Here is a 16,766-nt window from a genome sequence, read left to right on the forward strand (position 1 = left end):
GCCCCATGCCGACCGCCCTGCCCACCCGTCTCGAATCCGGCCGAAGCTACCCGCTCGGCGCGACCTGGGACGGCCTTGGGACCAACTTCGCGGTATTTTCCGCGCACGCGCATCGCATCCAGCTGTGCGTGTTCGATCCGACCGGCCGCAAGGAGCTCGCGCGCCTCGACCTGCCCGAATGCACCGACGAGGTGTGGCACGGCTACCTGCCCAACGCGCATCCCGGTACCGTGTACGGGTTTCGCGCGGACGGCCCGTATCAGCCGCAGCACGGCCACCGCTTCAACCCGACCAAGCTGCTGCTCGACCCTTACGCGCGCAAGCTTGTCGGCCAGTTCCGCTGGTCGGACGCGCTGTTCGGCTATCGCGTGCATTCGAATCGCGCGGACCTGTCGATGGACCGCCGCGATTCGGCGCCCGCGATGCCCAAGTGCGTGGTGGTCGACGAGGCGTTCGACTGGAGCAACGACCGGCGCCCGCGCGTCGCGTGGCGCAACACGGTGATCTACGAAACGCACGTGCGCGGCGCGTCGATGCGGCGCGCCGGATTGCGCGTGCCGGAACGCGGCACGTTCTCCGCGTTCGCGCATCCGGCGTTCATCGATCATCTGCTGTCGATCGGCGTGACGACCGTCGAACTGCTGCCGATCCATGCGTTCCTGCAGCAGCGCGAGCTCGTGAAACGCGGGCTGCGCAACTACTGGGGCTACGACACCGCTGCATACTTCGCGCCGGAGCCCACGTATCTCGCGACGCGGCGGCTCGACGAGATGCGCATCGCGATCCGGCAGTTGCACGCGGCCGGCATCGAGGTCGTGCTCGACGTCGTGTACAACCATACGGCCGAAGGCAATCAGCTCGGCCCGACGCTGTCGTGGCGCGGGCTCGACAACGCGAGCTACTACCGGTTGATGCCGGACGACCCCCGCTATCACGTCGACGAGACGGGCTGCGGCAACACGCTGAACCTGTCGCACCCGCGCGTACTGCAGATGGTGATGGATTCGCTGCGCTACTGGGCCACTGCGTTCAACGTCGACGGTTTCCGCTTCGACCTCGGCGTGACGCTCGGCCGCGAGGACCACGGCTTCGATCCCGGCGCGGGATTCTTCGACGCGTTGCGGCAGGACCCGGTTCTCTCGCAGCGCAAGCTGATCACCGAACCGTGGGATCTCGGCCTCGGCGGCTACCAGCTCGGCCGCCATCCGCCCGGCTTCGCCGAGTGGAACGACCGCTTTCGCGATACCGTGCGGCGCTTCTGGCGCGGCGACGCGGGCCAGCGGCCGGAACTTGCCGCGCGCCTCGCCGGGTCGGCCGACCTGTTCAACCACCATCGGCGTCATACGTGGGCGTCGGTCAATTTCATCACCGCGCACGACGGCTTCACGCTCGCCGATCTCGTGTCGTATGCGGGCAAGCACAACGACGCGAACGGCGAGGACAACCGCGACGGCCGCGACGACAACTGCAGTGCGAACTGGGGCGTCGAAGGGCCGACTGACGATGAGGCGATCCGCGCGGTGCGCGCGCGCGTCGCCCGCTCGATGCTCGCGACGCTGTTTACCGCGCTCGGCACGCCGATGCTGGTCGCCGGCGACGAATTCGGCCGCACGCAGCACGGCAACAACAACGCGTACTGTCAGGACAACGAGCTGTCGTGGCTCGACTGGGATCTCGCGCGCAGCGACGAAGCCGTGACGCTGATGCGCTTCGTGTCGCGGCTCGCCGCGCTGCGGCGCATGTATCCGTCGATGTCCGCGCCGAGCTATCCGTCGGGCGACCGCGACGCGGCGCCGGGCATGGCCGAGATCGGCTGGTTCGACGAGCGCGGCGACGCGCTGACCGTGCCCGCATGGCAGGACCACGAGCGCCGCGCGCTGACGATGCGGCGCGTCGGCCCGGGCCGCACCGGGCGCACCGAGGCGCTGCTCGTAATGCTGAACGCGTCCGCCGAGACGGTCGTGTTCACGCCGCCCGCGCCGGCGCTCGACTATCGCGTGCTGGTCGACACGGCCACGCCGGACGCCGGCCCGCGTTCGTGGCCGGCCGACGGCCTCGACGTCGCCGCGCACGCGGTCGCGATCGCGGTGGCCGTCGTGCCGGCCGACTGGCCTTCGGGAGACTCGCCATGAGATCACGCTCCGTCCGCCCCGCCGGCACGCACGCGTTCGATGCGTCGTTCGGCGCGACCTGCATCGATGCCGGCCGCACGCGCTTCCGGCTGTGGGCGCCCGCGAGCCGCACGGCCGCCGTCGAAATCGACGGCGAAAGCACGTCGGCCGTCGCGATGACCGCGCTCGCCGACGGCTGGTTCGAGGTCGTCGCGCCGTGCGGCCCCGGCACGCTGTATCGCTACCGGCTCGACGGCGAGCTTGCGGTGCCTGATCCCGCATCGCGCTTCCAGCCCGGCGGCGTGCACGGCCCAAGCCAGGTCGTCGATCCCGCTGCATACCGGTGGCGCCACGACGCGTGGCGCGGCCGCCCGTGGCACGAGACGGTGCTGTACGAGCTGCACGTCGGCGCATGCGGCGGATACGCGAGCGTCGAGCGGCGGCTGCCGGCGATCGCCGCGCTCGGCGTGACCGCGATCGAGCTGATGCCGGTCAACACGTTCCCCGGCACGCGCAACTGGGGCTACGACGGCGTGCTGCCGTTCGCCCCCGCGGCGTCCTACGGGCGGCCCGAGGAACTGAAGGCGCTCGTCGACACCGCGCACGGGCTCGGGTTGCAGGTGTTCCTCGACGTCGTCTACAACCACTTCGGCCCGGACGGCAACCTGCTGTCGCGCTACGCGCCCGCGTTCTTCCGCGCGGACCGACAGACCGCGTGGGGGCCGGCCATCGACTTTTCGCGCGCGCAAACGAGCGCGTTCTTCATCGAGAACGCGCTGTACTGGCTCGACGAATTCCGTTTCGACGGGCTGCGCATCGACGCCGCGCACGCGATCGACGACGATGCGTGGCTGCGCGAGCTCGCGCGCCGCGTGCGCACGTATGCGGGCGACACGCGCCACGTGCATCTCGTGCTGGAGAACGAGCGCAATGCGGCGAACCTGCTCGGGCCGGGCGGCTTCGACGCGCAATGGAACGACGATTTCCACAACAGCGCGCACGTGCTGCTGACCGGCGAGCGCGACGGCTACTACCGTGCGTACGCGGACGCGCCGCTGCGCCATTTCGCGCGCACGCTCGGCGAGGGCTTCGCGTACCAGGGCGAACCGTCGCCGCTGCACGACGGCGCCGCACGCGGCGAGCCGAGCGCGCACCTGCCGCCGACCGCGTTCGTCGCGTTCCTGCAGAACCACGACCAGATCGGCAACCGCGCGTTCGGCGAGCGGCTGCGCGCGCTCGCGAACGACGACGCGGTACGCGCGGCGACCGCGCTGCTGCTGCTCGCGCCGTCGATCCCGCTGCTGTTCATGGGCGAGGAAGACGGCAGCACGCAGCCGTTCCAGTTCTTCACCGACTATCGCGGCGCGCTCGCCGACGCGGTGCGCGACGGCCGGCGCCGCGAATTCGCGGCCTTTCCGGCGTTCGCCGATGCCGCGCATCGCGACGCGATTCCCGATCCGAACGACATCGCGACGTTCGTGCGTTCGACGCTGCACGGCAGCAGCGACGAGACCACGCCCGACACCGACGCATGGCGGCGCTTCTACCGCAGCGCACTCGCCGTACGCGCGGCGCTCGTGACGCCGAACCTGCCCGGCGCGCGCGCGCTCGGCGTCGACCTGCTCGCGGGCCAAGGCGACCCGCAGGCGCTCGCCGCGCGCTGGCGCCTCGGCGACGGCAGCACGCTGACGATCGCGTTGAACCTCGGTTCGCACGACGCGGTGCTGCCCGCGCTGCCGGTCGGCAAGATCGTGTTCGAGACGCCGCCGCGCGCGCGCGACCGGCTGCCGGACCTGCGGCTGCCGCCGCGCGCATGCATCGTGTGGCGCGACGGCGAGGTCAACGACGATGCGCGGCGGCACCGCGCGAACGGACAGGAGCGCGCATGACGACCGACGTATCGATCGCCGAACTCGCGCGCGCGGCCGGCCTGGAACCCGACTGGACCGACGCGGGCGGCATCGCGCGGCGGGTGGACGACGACGCGCTCGCCGCGCTCGTCGACACGCTCGGCTGGCCGTGCGGCACGGCGGCCCAGCGCGTGGCGAGCGCCGCCGCGCTCGCCGACGCGAACGCGGCGGCGCCGCGCATCGTCACCGGCGATGCGGGCCGGCCGCTGACATTGCCGGCCGCGATCGCGCCGCCCGGCGCGCGCTTCCGGATCACGCTCGAAGCGGGCGGGCACGTCGACGGGCACGTGGGCGGCGCCAGCGAACACGGCACGCTGCCGCCGCTCGCGATGCCCGGCTATCACGCGCTCGATGTCGGCAACCAGCGGATCGGCATCACGATCGCGCCGCCGCGCCCACCGGCGCCCGACCCGCGCGCGGCGGATGCGGGCGGCCGCTGGGGCATCGCGGCGCAACTCTACAGCCTGCGCCTCACCGGCGACGACGGCGCGGGCGACTACACCGCACTGGCGCGGCTGGCCGCGCAGGCGGCACGGCACGGCGCGCACGCGGTGGCGATCAGCCCGACGCACGCCGGCTATCCGGCGCTGCCCGAGCACGACAGCCCGTATTCGCCGTCGTCGCGGCGCTGGCACAACGTCGCGTATCTCGATTGCGACGCGGTGCCGGGCGCCGACGCCGCGCGTCACGCGCCCGGCACCGCCGACGCGCCGCTGATCGACTGGCCGCACGTGCTGCCGCTGAAGCTGCGGCGCCTGCGCGCGTGCTTCGACGCGTGGCGCGCGAGCGACGACCCGTCGCACCGAGCGTTCGAGCGGTTTCGCGCGGCGGGCGGCGCGGCGCTCGACGCCCATGCGCGCTTCGATGCGCTGCAGGCGTTCTGCATCGAGCACGGAGCCGGCGCGGACTGGCGGCACTGGCCGGCGCCGTGGCGCGAGCCGGGGTCGGCCGACGTCGACGCGTTCGCGCACGCCCATGCCGACACGGTCGCGTTCCACACGTACCTGCAATGGTGCGCGTCGCGCGCGCTCGGCGACGCGCAACACGCGGCGCGCGGCGCGGGCATGGCGACCGGGCTGATCGCCGACCTCGCGGTCGGCTCCGATCGCGCGGGCAGCGATGCGTGGGCGCATCGCGCGATGCTGCTGCGCGGCGTGTCGGTCGGCGCGCCGCCCGACCTGTTCAACGCGGCCGGCCAGGCGTGGGGCGTGACGACCTGGACGCCCGCCGCGCTGCGCGCGGAAGGCTTCGTGCCGTTCGTCGAGCTGCTGCGCGCGGCGTTCGCGCATGCGGGCGGCATCCGCATCGACCACGTGCTCGGCTTCGCGCGGATGTGGATCGTGCCGGACGGCGGCTCGCCGCGCGACGGCGCGTACCTGCGCTATCCGGTCGACGATCTCGTGCGGCTCGTCGCGCTCGAGGCCGCCCGTCATCGTGCGATCGCGATCGGCGAGGATCTCGGCACGGTGCCGGCGGGGTTTCGTGAACGGCTCGGCGCGCAGGGCATCGCCGGGATGCGCGTGCTGTGGTTCGAGCGCGACGCGGACGGTGCGTTCCGGCCGCCGTCGGCATGGGATCGCGACGCGATCGCGATGTCGTCGACCCACGATCTGCCGACCGTCGCCGGCTGGTGGCGCGGCGTCGATCTCGCGTGGCGGCGGATCGCGGCCGACGCGGCGCGGCAATCGGACGACGCGGATGCGCGCAACGTCGGCACGCTTGCGCCGGATGAGGCGGACAAGGCAGACGCGCGCGACCCGGCCCCCCGCGTCGCACGCGCGGCTGACTCGCCTGACACCGCGCCGCGCCCGGAAGGCGGCCCCGTCACGCCGCCGCCCGCCGTCGACCCGGATCTCGTCGCCGCGCAGGCGGCGCGCGCCGCCGACCGCGCGGCGCTGTGGCGCGCATTGCAGCGTGCGGGTTGCGCGCCGCCGGAGGCCGCCGCCCCGCCGGCGGATGCGCCGCCGGTCGGCGCGATACTCGCGCACGTCGCGCGCAGCCCGTCGCCGCTCGCGATCCTGCCGCTCGAGGATCTGCTCGCGCTCGACATGCAGCCGAACCTGCCGGGCCCGCCCTGCGGCCATCCGAACTGGCGGCAGCGCCTGCCGCGCGCGGTCGACACGCTGTTCGACGCCGCCGTGCGCGAGCGCATCGCGGCCATCGCGCAGGCGCGACGTACGCGGGAGCCCGGCCCATGACGCCGCGCGCGACGCTGCGGCTGCAGCTGCATGCCGGTTTCACGTTCGACGACGCGGCCGCGCACGCCGGCTACTTCGCGCGGCTCGGCGTGAGCCACCTGTACCTGTCGCCGATCGCGACGGCCGAGCCCGGTTCGCGGCACGGCTACGACACCGTCGATTACGGCACGATCAACCCCGAACTCGGCGGCGAAGCCGCTTTCGTGCGGCTCGTCGATGCGCTGCGCGCGCACGGGCTCGGCGTGATCGTCGACATCGTGCCGAACCACATGGGCGTCGGCGGCTCGACGAACGGCTGGTGGAACGACGTGCTCGAATGGGGGCCCGCGAGCGCGTATGCGCATCACTTCGACATCGACTGGCATCCGCCCGACGCGGCGCTCGACGGCAAGGTGCTGCTGCCCTGCCTCGGCATGCCGTACGGCGACGCGCTCGCGGCCGGCGACATCACGCTCGGCGCCGATCCGGCCACCGGGCGCTTCTTCGTGTCGTGCCCGGGGCGGCGGCTGCCGGTCGCCGCGGCCACCTATGCGGACATCCTGCGCATCGCGAACCGCGCGGACCTGAACGCGCTCGCCGAACGCTTCGACGCCGTGCTGCCGTGCGACAGCGCACGGCTGGCCGCCGCGCACGCGGCGCTGCGCGATCACGCGGCCGCGCAAGGCCCGCATGCGCTCGACGCGGTGTTGCGCGGCGCCGATCCGCGCCGCGCGCGCTCGCGCGCCTGCCTGCACCGGCTGCTCGAACGCCAGCACTACCGGCTCGCGTGGTGGCGCACGGCCGCCGACGAACTGAACTGGCGCCGCTTCTTCGACATCGCGACGCTCGCGGCCGTCCGCATGGACGACGACGCGGTGTTCGACGCCGCCCATGCACTGCCGCTGCGGCTTCATGCGGCCGGATACGTCGACGGCCTGCGGGTCGATCACGTCGACGGTCTCGCCGATCCGCGCGGGTATGGCCGGCGGCTGCATGCGCGACTGGCCGCGCAACGCGACGCGCGACCTTACGTCGTCGTCGAGAAGATCCTCGCGCCCGGCGAGCAGTTGCGCGCCGACTGGGCCGTCGAAGGCACGACCGGCTACGACTTCATGAACGACGTCGGCGCGCTGCTGCACGATCCGGCCGGCGCCGCGCCGCTCGCCGAGCACTGGGCGCACGTGTCGGGGTCGTCGCGCACGTTCGCGCAGGAGGCATGCGACGGCAAGCGGCGCGTGCTGCTGCGCCAGCTCGCCGTCGAGCATGCGCGCGCGGCGCGGGCGCTGCACGACATCGCGCGTGCTGCGCCCGCGACGCGCGACGTCAGCCTGATCGCGATTCGGCGCGTACTCGGCGAACTCGCGGTGCAGTTGCCCGTATACCGGATGTATCCGGCGCGGGGTGAAGAACCCGCCGACGCCGACCGCCGCGTGCTCGCACAGGCGTACGCAGCCGCGAGCGCGGCCATCGATCCGGCCGATCGGTTCGCGCTGGACCGGGTCGCGACGTGGCTCGGGTTACCGGTCGCGCACATCCCGCGCGCGGACGCCGACGCGCTGCACGCGGCGCGCGTCGCGTTCGCGCAGCTCACCGCGCCGCTGGCCGCGAAGGGCGTCGAGGATACGGCCCACTATCGTTACGGCCGGCTGCTGTCGCGCAACGAGGTCGGCGCCGACGCGGGCGACTTCAGCCTGTCGCGCGGCGCGTTCCATGCGCGCAACCGGCGCCGCGCGCGCACCGTGCCGCACGGGCTCGTCGCCACCGCCACGCACGACCACAAGCGCGGCGAGGATGCGCGTGCGCGTCTGGCCGTGCTCAGTGAAATACCGGACGCGTGGCGCACGGTGTCGCTCGACTGGTCCGCGCTCAACCGGCCGCACCGCGGCGGCGCGCATCGCGACGCCGCGTGGGCGCCGGGGCCGGCCGCCGAGGCGATGCTGTACCAGACGCTCGTCGGCTGCTGGCCGCCCGAACTCGCACCCGACGATGCGGCCGGGCTCGCGGCGCTCGCCGAACGCGTCGCGCAGTGGCAGACGAAGGCGCTGCGCGAAGCGAAGCGGCACACCGACTGGCTCGCGCCCGATCCGCGCTACGAGCGCGATTGCGACGCGTTCGTCCGCGCGATCCTGACGCCGCGCGGCGCCGGCGATTTCGCGCACCGGCTGCACGCGTTCGTCGCGCGGATCGCGCCGGCGGCCGTCGTCAACAGTCTGACGCAGGCCGTGCTGCGGATGGCGTCGCCCGGTGTGCCCGACCTGTATCAAGGTACCGAGTCATGGGATCACTCGCTCGTCGATCCGGACAATCGCCGCGACGTGCCGTTCGCGGCGCTCGCGGCCGAGCGGGTCGACGCGCCGGTCGCGTCGTATCTGGCCGCGTGGCCCGACGCGCGCGTGAAGCGCGCGCTGGTCGAGCGCATGCTGGCGCTGCGCGCGCGGTGGCCGGCGACGTTCGCGGATGGCGCGTACGTACCGCTGCGCGTGCGTGGCCCGCTCGGACGGCATGCGATCGCGTTCGCACGATGTGACGAGGCGGCCGCCGTCGTGGTCGTCGCGACCCGGCTCGCTTGCCGGTGGCTCGGCGAAGCGCCCGGGTTGCCGCGCGTCGAACCGGCGCAATGGGGCGATACGGCGGTCGTCCTGCCGCGCGGCATGGACGGGCCCTGGATGGACTGGCTGAATGGCGGGGATAAGGGCGATGCGGGCGATGCGTTCGACGTGCCGGGCCGCGTGCTGCCGCTCGCCCGTTGCCTGGCCACGCTACCCGTCGCGGTGCTGGTGGCCGCGCGCGGGCCCGTCACGCATCGGTGACGTCGGCTTCTTTCGTGTCGTTGCGCTGTACGCACCGCACGAGCGACAGGCCGTCGGCCGTCAGCGCGGGCCGGCGCTCGCCCGATGCGGGGTCGTACTGCATCACGATCAGGTGTCGCTCGACCAGCGCGACGAAGTCCTCGCGGTCGATCTGGATCTGCTCCGGCGCGCGATGCACCAGGAGCAGCGTAGCGAATTCGTGGGCGGACAGCATGCTCGTTCCCCGTGGGCGGCTGCGCGAGATGCGCGCCGGCGCGCAGACAGGCATGCACGGATCGTGCCGGTTCGCTCGGCGGTGGCGCCGCCCGTGCCGCCTGCGCGCGGCGCGATGCGGCACCGCGCCGCTCACGGCGGCCGGTGCAAAGTTTTCAACGGTGTGTAACGCGGAGAGCCGACCGGCGTGCGACCCGCCGGAAACGGCTGTCGGGTCAGGAGCCTCGCGACCGGAACAGGCCGGCGCGCACGCGGCCGGCCGGTGCGCGGAAAACGCCGCTGTGCAGCACCATGCCGCCGTCACCCTCGCTGCCGCCCTTGCTCAACATGTCCGCGCAGGCGGCCTCGATGCGCGCCCGGCCTTGCTCGAATGCATCGCGCAAGTCGGCTTCCAGCGCGGAATTCGCGCCGAAATGATCTTCCAGCGCTTCGACCGTGATCGCGCAAGGCTGCGGTTCGCCGTCGACGTCGATGACGAAGCGCAATTGAAGCGCGGCGCCGTCGAACACGGGCGGTTCGTCGGTCAACGTCACGCGACGGGGAGAATCGGCCGGCATCGTGTCAGGCCCTCCGCGCCGCGAGGCGATCGAACCGCTGGTTACTGATGAACGCGGGCAATTCGGCGTCATCGAAGCCGTCGACCGCGAGAATGTCGAGCTTCCCATCATCCAGCCTGTCGCGCATGAGCGCCTCCATCAGCGTGGCGACACACATCGTGCCGCTTCATCCCGATGGAGCAAGCGGCATGCCGGCACGCCCGTTCGCGCAGGCGATACCGGACGGCCCATCGGGTCGGTCACTGCAGCACGCGCGCTGCGTCGAGCATCGCATCGGTCAGCTCGATCGTCAGCGTCGCATGCTCGTCTGGCTGGCGGTCGAGCAGGTCCTGCACCGTGTGGCGCAGGATCGCGTGCACGCGCATCCGCGTGCTTTCGTCGAGATCCGCGTAGCGCTCCATCGTGTCGCAGTCGAGCACGAGCACGACCGAATGTCGCTCGGTCTCGGGCGGCGGGTCGGCCGCCTCCATCCACGCGGCCTGAAACTTGACCGTGCCGGTTGCCACGTCGACATGGACCGTCGTATCGAAACCGTCGGCGTCGATCGTCTCGTTGTCGTCGTCGGCGTCGGTCTCGTCAACGTCGTCGTTCTCCAGCTGATTGCGGGAATGCGATTGCATGATGTCCTCCTGCCAGATGGCGGATTGGCATGTCCTGTTCGCGCTCGAACGCTGTCGTTCGGCACGGGGCACCCGCTTGCTGCGCCCGTGCCGGCGCCCGTGCCGGTATCGGTGATCGCGATTTGCGCGATTCCGGCGACGAACGCGTATCACCGGTTGAAGCGTCGGCGTCGATGCGCTCGCGATGTGCCGGGCCGCGCAGACGGCTACCGTGCGCGTGGTGGCGACGGATAGGGCCGACCGGGAACGGCATCGGCATCGGCATCCGCTCGCCGCATCCGTGAACCCAGCGGTCAGCGGATCGCCGCTCCGCCAGCCGCACACGCGGCTGCCGGATCAGCGCGCATGCAACGCCCTGCCGGATTCGGCGCCCATCACGTCGAATGCCCGGTTGCATTCGATTGCCGCATCCTCGACGCACGGCCTGCTTTCATTCACCGTAGGCCGCACGCTGCCGCCCCGTGGGGACGCACATGCAGCAGGCATCGCGCTTCCACGATACCCGGCCGGTCAACCACCCGGACGCATCGTCACCATGCACGACAACATAGGACTACGATTAAATCGCCGATCGCAAACGCGTGTCTGGGTTCGTCGACGCGCTGCGACCGGCCGGGATACCCCTCATCGTCGCACGACGCCCAGCAGCAGCGTGACCAGGAAGATCACGACGAAGATGTAGAACAGGATCTTCGCGATCTCGGCCGCGCCGGCCGCGATCCCGCCGAAGCCGAACACGGCCGCGACGATCGCGATGATGAAGAAGATGATGGCGTATCGAAGCATGGATACCTCCTGGATGGCAGCTGTCGTCAGCACACGTCGTCGTCGTTCACGCATCGGGCTTGTGCTCCGGGTTGCCGAGCCTCGTCGTGAACTCGGTTTTATCAATTGCCTGTTCGCTCATCGCCCCGGCCGCCGACTTCGCTTGCGGCCCGAGGTCCCGGATAGCCACCGGATCGTGGCCGCCCGGAAGTGCAATACGCGGCGCATGCCGCCGGGCTCGCGATCCGGTCTGCAATACGGCATGCGACACCGCATGCGATCCGGCCGGCATGGCGGCACGCCTGCCGTCGGCGCGCGCCGATGCGGCGATCGGCTCGCACGCACGATGGCCATGCCGGGCAGACATCACGCGGCGTCGCGGCGACGCAGGTCGGCCGGCGGAATCTTCATCGCCTGGCGATACTTCGTCACCGTGCGACGCGCGAGCAGGATGCCGCGGCCCGCGAGGTTGTGCGCAAGCGCGACGTCGGACAGCGGATCGGTCTGCCGCTCGCCCGCGATCATGTCGCGGATCAGCACCTTCGCGGCCGCCGCCGAGCACACGCCCTTGCCGGCCGCCTCCAGCTTGCGCGGGAAGAAATGCTTGAACTCGAACGTGCCGTGCGGCGTGGCCATGTACTTGTTGCCCGTCGCGCGCGACACGGTCGATTCGTGCAGGTCGAGCTCTTCGGCGATGTCGCGCAGCACGAGCGGCTTCATCGCGATCTCGCCGTAGCGGAAGAAGTCGCGCTGCCGCGCGACGATGCATTCGCCGACACGCTGGATCGTCTCGAAGCGCTTCTGCACGTTGCGGATCAGCCAGCGCGCTTCCTGCAGTTGCTGGCCGAGCGGCGAATCGCGCTCGCCGCTCGACTGCGCGAACAGCGTCGCATAGCGTTCGTGCAGTCGCGCGCGCGGCAGCACGGCCGGGTTGATCGTCACGATCCATTCGTCGCGCACCTGACGCACGATCACGTCGGGCACCACGTAGTCGCCGCGCGTGCTGCCATAATGATTGCCGGGGCGCGGGTCGAGGCTGCGCACCAGCGCGCAGGCCGCCTGCAGCGTCTGCGCATTGCAGCCGATGCGCCGCTGGATCTCGGCCGTTTCGCGGCGCGCGAGCCGCTCGAGATGCTCGCGCGCGATCGCCTTTGCTTCCGCGAGTGCCGGCGTGCCGGCCGGAATCGCGTCGAGCTGCAGCACGAGACACTCGGACAGCGAGCGCGCGGCCAGCCCCGGGCGGTCGAGCATCTGCACGAGCCGCAGCGCGACCGCGAGATCCTGCTCCGTCAACAGCAGCGCGGGATCGGCCGCCACCAGCAGTTCGGCCAGCTCCTGACGCAAGTAGCCGTCGTCGTCGAGCGCGTCGATCACGATGCGCGCGGCTTCGCGGTCGCGCCGGTTCAACGGGTAGAGCCGCAGCGCATCGTGCAGCTGCTGATGCAGCGACGGTTCCGCGGCCAGCCATTCGCTGGGCGACAGACCGCCCGCATCGTCGCCGTGGCGGCTCGCGTCGCGCGGTGCGGGCGCGGCCGTCAACGACACCTCGGACGCCTCCGGCACCTCGGGCACGTCGTCAGATTGCGGGCGAGCGTCGTCAGGCTCGGGCACTGCTTCGGGCGCGGCGGCTTCGGCCTGCGGCCCGGGTGCGTCGCCCTCAGCCTCCTCGTCGCCCTGGCCATCCTCGAGAAACGGATTCTGATCGAGCGCCTGCCGCAACTCCTGTTGAAATTCGAGCGACGACAACTGCAGCAACCGCAGCGATTGCTGAAGCCTCGGCGTAAGTGCGAGATGCTGTCGCATCTGCAGTGCAAGCGAGACGGACATCGAGAGTCCTCCTGACGTTTCGTGGGTTCGTATCGGTATTCGGTCAGGATTTACGCAGCTTCCATGCCAGGCACGCAGATCGCGCTACGTCGCGGATCACGCGGGATCGCACCCTGCGTTGCAGCCGGGCGGAGCCGCTTTTTTACAAGCCGGCGGCAAGTTTGGGCACGTTTTTCGCGCACGGCCCGGTACGCGCCAGCTTCATGTCGAATCGGTAATGGATCGGTGGTGGTGTAACCGGCAGCAGCCGGTCGCGCGGACCGACTCGATCCGCCACGCCGCGCAATGGGTGGAGCGCTACGACATTGGCACGCTGCCCATGTGCGACGACAACCGGGTGGTGGGAAGGATGACGAGCCGCGACCTTGCGATGCGCGCGACCGAACGCGCCGACGTAGCGAACACGCTCGACGGCGTGTCGCACCCGCAGCGGACGTAACGGTAAGGCACGCTGCTGATCGCTCGAAGAAAGGTCGGCCGGATGATGCGATGCAGGCGCCCGGTCAGAAGCGCTGCCACGGCGCCAGAAACGGGCCTCGGCCGCGCAAGACCGCTGGATGCCCGTGTCGCCAACCGGCCTGTCGGGTCACACGTGTGTTCGCGCGCGCCGATGCGAGTTCGGCTTCGCGCCCACCGACCGGCTTGCCGCCCATCGCGTTCCCGCCGGCCGAAGCCCGATCGGTCGCGCCCAGATCACGATTCCCGCTTGTCCGTTTCGCCTTCGAGTTGCGCGAGCCGGTTGTAGATCGTCTTCAGGCTGACGTCGAGCACCTCGGCCGCCTGCGCCTTCACGCCGCCGCATTGCTCGATCGTGCCGAGAATCAGCTTGCGGTCGACTTCCTCGAGCGACGTGCCGAACGGCACCGTCACGCGATCTTCATGCGAATCGACCATGTTCGACAGTTCGTCCATGATCGGCGGCGGCAGGCTGTCGATCACGTCGGTGTCGCTGAAGATGGCCGCGCGCTGCACGAAGTTGCGCAGCTCGCGCACGTTGCCGGGCCACGCGTAGCGCTTCAGCGCTTCGCGCGCGGCCGGCGAAAAACGCAAAGTGCGACCGGTTTCCTCGTTGTAGCGCTGCAGAAATGCGTCGGCGAGCATCGGGATGTCGTCGCCGCGCTCGCGCAGCGACGGCAGCGGAATCGGAAACACGTTGATCCGGTGAAACAGGTCGGGCCGCAGCTTGCCGTCCGCCATCGCGGCTTCCGGGTCGCGGTTGGTCGCCGCGACGATCCGCACGTCGACGTCGATCTCCCGCGTCGAACCGAGCCGCGTCAGGCGCCCCGTCTCCAGCACGCGCAGCAGCTTGACCTGCGATTCGAGCGGCATCTCGGTGATTTCGTCGAGGAACAGCGTGCCGCCGTCCGCGCGTTCGAAGAAGCCCTTGTGCTGGCGCTCCGCCCCGGTGAAGCTGCCGCGGTCGTGGCCGAACATCTCGCTCTCGACGAGGTTCGCGGCGATCGCCCCGCAGTTCACCGCGAGGAACGGGCCGCGCCGGCGCAGGCTCAGGTCGTGCACCGTCTGCGCGGCCAGCTCCTTGCCGGTGCCCGATTCGCCGGTCAGCAGCACCGACGCCTCGGTGCGCGCGACGCGGCCGATCGCGTCGTACACGGTCTGCATCGCGGGCGAGCTGCCGAGCATGCGGCCGAAGCGGCCGAGACGCTGCAACTCCGAGCGCAGCTCGGCGATTTCCTCATGCAGTGCGGTGGTGCGCGGCACGCGCGCGAAGATGCTGTTCAGCCGCTGCATGTTCAGCGGCTTCACCAGGTAGTCGGTCGCGCCGCGCCGCAACGCGTCGATCGCGGTTTCGAGGCTCGCGTGGCCGGTGGTCAAAACAATTTCGCAGTGCGAACGCTTTGGCAATGAATCGAACAGATCCATCCCGTTGCCGTCCGGCAGCACGAGATCGCACAGCACGAGATCGGGGGTATGCGTCGACACGAGCGTGCGCGCTTCTTCGAGCGTCGCGGCCGTGTCGCAGGCAAGCTGCTGCGTGCGCGCGAGCGCCGCAAGCATCGCTCGCGTATCGGCATCGTCTTCGACGATCAGGACGTAGGGCATCGTGGCTCCTTGTGAAGCGGCCCGGCACACGTATCCGCCGGAACCGCAGCGGTTTCAGCGAGGTCCGGCCGTCGGTCACACGACGATACGGCATGATCAATGCACTCGTCCCGACTGGCTATCCTCCCGTAAAAAAGCGGTCCCTTTCAGTATAGGAGAGCGATGTCGCGCATGCGCCGATCATCGAATAAATCTATCCGTTCACGGTAACTGCATTGCCGGATTCAATGCGACGCAATCGGTAAGAACGCCTCGTGCTCGCGCCGGATATGCGGTGCGAAGTGGCCTCGATGGCGTCTTTTGCTTATATATCCGCGCTTTGCGGTCAAACTTTCCGGCCTGATTTTTTGCATGTCGAAATCCGGCGATGACAACGGCGCTGACTCGATGACTCCGCCGGCTCGCGCAGCCCTGCCGATTCATCACGCACGACGCACATCAGACGCGTCGTCAGTCAGTCGGCCACAGCATCGCCGCCCCCGTCGCGCGCATGCGAGATCGCCTCGACGAGCTTCAGCTCGTCGTCGATCGACAGCGTCGTATCGATCACTTCTCCGCCGAACGGTGCGAGCGCCGTGCTCAGTGTGTAGATGTCGAGTTGCGTCGCGGCCAGCCCGAGCGACACGGTGCCCGGATGCGCCTTGCGCGCGACGCGGTCGATCAGTGCGTCGTCCACCGGCTTCTCGCGCCATGCATCGAGGGACGATTCGATGTGCGCCACCACGCTGTCGATGAGCGATCCGGGCGGCGAGCGGCCGGGGTCGACCGCATGGGCGCGCAACTGTCCGTCGGCTGCGCATTCGACGATCGCCACACCCGACAGCGCGACGACGTGCCGGTCGCGCAACGTATCGAGTTCGGCGAGCGCGCGATGGGCGGCCGCGAGGTCGGGATAGGACAACACGATCAGCGTATTCATCTGCGACTCCATGAAATCATGGCGGCCGATTGCGCAGGCATCGCGCTCAATGCGGCAGCCCGAACGCGGCCTTCAGGCTCGCGACGATCATCTGCATCGCGATCGCCGCGAGAATCATCCCCATCAGCCGTTGCGTCACCGCCGTCACGCGCGGCGACAGGTAATGGCCGATCAACGGTGCCGACAGCAACGACACGGTCAGCAGCACGAGAAACGCGGCGAGCCCGAGCGCGAACGCGGGTTCCTGCCCGGTCGAGAATGCGTTGTGCCCGAGCACGATCATCGTCGCGATCGTGCCGGGGCCCACGAGTAGCGGAATCGTCAGCGGATAGATCGCGACGCTTTCGGCCGCGGCCGGGTCGGCGCCCTCGTCGTCGCCCGGCGAATGCTGGCGGCTCGGCGTGCCGTGCAGCATCGACAGCGCGATCAGGAGCACCAGCAGCCCGCCCGCGAGACGAAAATCGTCGATCGTCAGGCCGAACACGTGCAGGATAGCGCCGCCCGCGACGGCCGATACGATGCAGCCGACCGTCACGCCGATCGACGCGGTCAGCGCGACCTTGCGGCGCACGCCGTCCGCCGCGCCTTCCGTCAGCGACAGGAACACCGGAATGTTCGCGATCGGGTTCATGATCGCGAACAGCGCGGCGAATACCTTGATGGCAAAGGTCAGGTCGAAGGCCACTGGCTCGCTCCCGTGTCGCGCGGCGCTTCGCGCGCCGGTTCCGCTTCGTTTCCGATGCACGGCGCGCGCCATGCTGCTACGATCGACGCACCGCGATCACGCACGACGGAG

15 protein-coding genes are annotated in these 16,766 nt (G+C 70.6%); 5 read left to right on the forward strand and 10 right to left on the reverse strand.

Features of this window, described 5'->3' with window-relative positions; all coding sequences use genetic code 11:
- The first annotated feature begins 5 nt into the window (after nt 1-5).
- From glgX to treY, 4 genes are read left to right on the forward strand one after another with little or no spacing between them, the layout of a single operon-like run.
- Nucleotides 6-2,132 (forward strand): glycogen debranching protein GlgX, encoded by a 2,127-nt coding sequence (gene glgX, locus HWX08_RS08205; RefSeq protein WP_069258451.1) that lies wholly within the window; start codon nt 6-8, stop codon nt 2,130-2,132.
- A complete protein-coding gene (gene treZ, locus HWX08_RS08210) occupies nt 2,129-4,000 on the forward strand; it encodes a malto-oligosyltrehalose trehalohydrolase (RefSeq protein ID WP_174919997.1) in 1,872 nt (623 codons plus the stop codon). The genes glgX and treZ overlap by 4 nt, the downstream gene beginning before the upstream one ends.
- Nucleotides 3,997-6,219: a 4-alpha-glucanotransferase gene (malQ, locus tag HWX08_RS08215; protein WP_175807012.1), complete on the forward strand. Its 2,223-nt coding sequence runs from the start codon at nt 3,997-3,999 to the stop codon at nt 6,217-6,219. The genes treZ and malQ overlap by 4 nt, the downstream gene beginning before the upstream one ends.
- On the forward strand, nt 6,216-9,008 hold the full coding sequence (gene treY, locus HWX08_RS08220) for a malto-oligosyltrehalose synthase (protein ID WP_174920335.1): 2,793 nt from the start codon (nt 6,216-6,218) through the stop codon (nt 9,006-9,008). The genes malQ and treY overlap by 4 nt, the downstream gene beginning before the upstream one ends.
- On the opposite strand, the gene HWX08_RS08225 is transcribed toward treY, so the two are convergent.
- The 7 genes from HWX08_RS08225 to HWX08_RS08250 form a co-directional block, all read right to left on the reverse strand.
- A complete protein-coding gene (locus tag HWX08_RS08225; protein WP_069258447.1) occupies nt 8,995-9,222 on the reverse strand; it encodes a hypothetical protein in 228 nt (75 codons plus the stop codon). The two genes, treY and HWX08_RS08225, sit on opposite strands and share 14 nt — an antisense overlap.
- A gap of 214 nt (nt 9,223-9,436) precedes the next feature.
- The gene (locus HWX08_RS08230; RefSeq protein WP_174920336.1) at nt 9,437-9,778 is read right to left on the reverse strand and encodes a DUF1488 family protein; all 342 of its coding nucleotides are present in this window, start codon (nt 9,776-9,778) and stop codon (nt 9,437-9,439) included.
- 4 nt (nt 9,779-9,782) lie between these two features.
- Nucleotides 9,783-9,905 (reverse strand): hypothetical protein, encoded by a 123-nt coding sequence (locus HWX08_RS34575; RefSeq protein WP_279610504.1) that lies wholly within the window; start codon nt 9,903-9,905, stop codon nt 9,783-9,785.
- Nucleotides 9,906-10,017: 112 nt separating this feature from the next.
- The gene (locus HWX08_RS08235) at nt 10,018-10,398 is read right to left on the reverse strand and encodes a hypothetical protein (protein WP_174920337.1); all 381 of its coding nucleotides are present in this window, start codon (nt 10,396-10,398) and stop codon (nt 10,018-10,020) included.
- Between the two features lie 624 nt (nt 10,399-11,022).
- On the reverse strand, nt 11,023-11,184 hold the full coding sequence (locus HWX08_RS08240; RefSeq protein ID WP_027792525.1) for a DUF1328 family protein: 162 nt from the start codon (nt 11,182-11,184) through the stop codon (nt 11,023-11,025).
- Between the two features lie 46 nt (nt 11,185-11,230).
- A complete protein-coding gene (locus HWX08_RS08245; protein WP_174920338.1) occupies nt 11,231-11,533 on the reverse strand; it encodes a hypothetical protein in 303 nt (100 codons plus the stop codon).
- Nucleotides 11,530-12,990 (reverse strand): RNA polymerase factor sigma-54, encoded by a 1,461-nt coding sequence (locus HWX08_RS08250; RefSeq protein ID WP_174920339.1) that lies wholly within the window; start codon nt 12,988-12,990, stop codon nt 11,530-11,532. The genes HWX08_RS08245 and HWX08_RS08250 overlap by 4 nt, the downstream gene beginning before the upstream one ends.
- 217 nt (nt 12,991-13,207) lie before the next feature.
- Between HWX08_RS08250 and HWX08_RS08255 the strand changes: the two genes are divergently transcribed.
- Nucleotides 13,208-13,429, forward strand: a complete 222-nt coding sequence (locus HWX08_RS08255; protein WP_174920340.1) for a CBS domain-containing protein — start codon at nt 13,208-13,210, stop codon at nt 13,427-13,429.
- Between the two features lie 254 nt (nt 13,430-13,683).
- Here HWX08_RS08255 and HWX08_RS08260 read toward each other — a convergent pair whose 3' ends face one another.
- The 3 genes from HWX08_RS08260 to HWX08_RS08270 all read right to left on the reverse strand — a co-directional run bounded on the left by HWX08_RS08260 (nt 13,684) and on the right by HWX08_RS08270 (nt 16,655).
- Entirely contained in the window at nt 13,684-15,051 is a 1,368-nt protein-coding gene (locus HWX08_RS08260; protein WP_069258442.1) for a sigma-54-dependent transcriptional regulator, read from the reverse strand.
- 454 nt (nt 15,052-15,505) lie between these two features.
- Nucleotides 15,506-15,970 (reverse strand): DUF1269 domain-containing protein, encoded by a 465-nt coding sequence (locus tag HWX08_RS08265; protein WP_174920341.1) that lies wholly within the window; start codon nt 15,968-15,970, stop codon nt 15,506-15,508.
- Between the two features lie 46 nt (nt 15,971-16,016).
- Nucleotides 16,017-16,655, reverse strand: coding sequence for a MarC family protein (locus tag HWX08_RS08270; protein ID WP_069258441.1), 639 nt, complete (start codon nt 16,653-16,655; stop codon nt 16,017-16,019).
- Between the last annotated feature and the right edge of the window lie 111 nt (nt 16,656-16,766).

The organism is Burkholderia metallica (genome assembly GCF_902832845.1).
Lineage (GTDB): Bacteria > Pseudomonadota > Gammaproteobacteria > Burkholderiales > Burkholderiaceae > Burkholderia > Burkholderia metallica.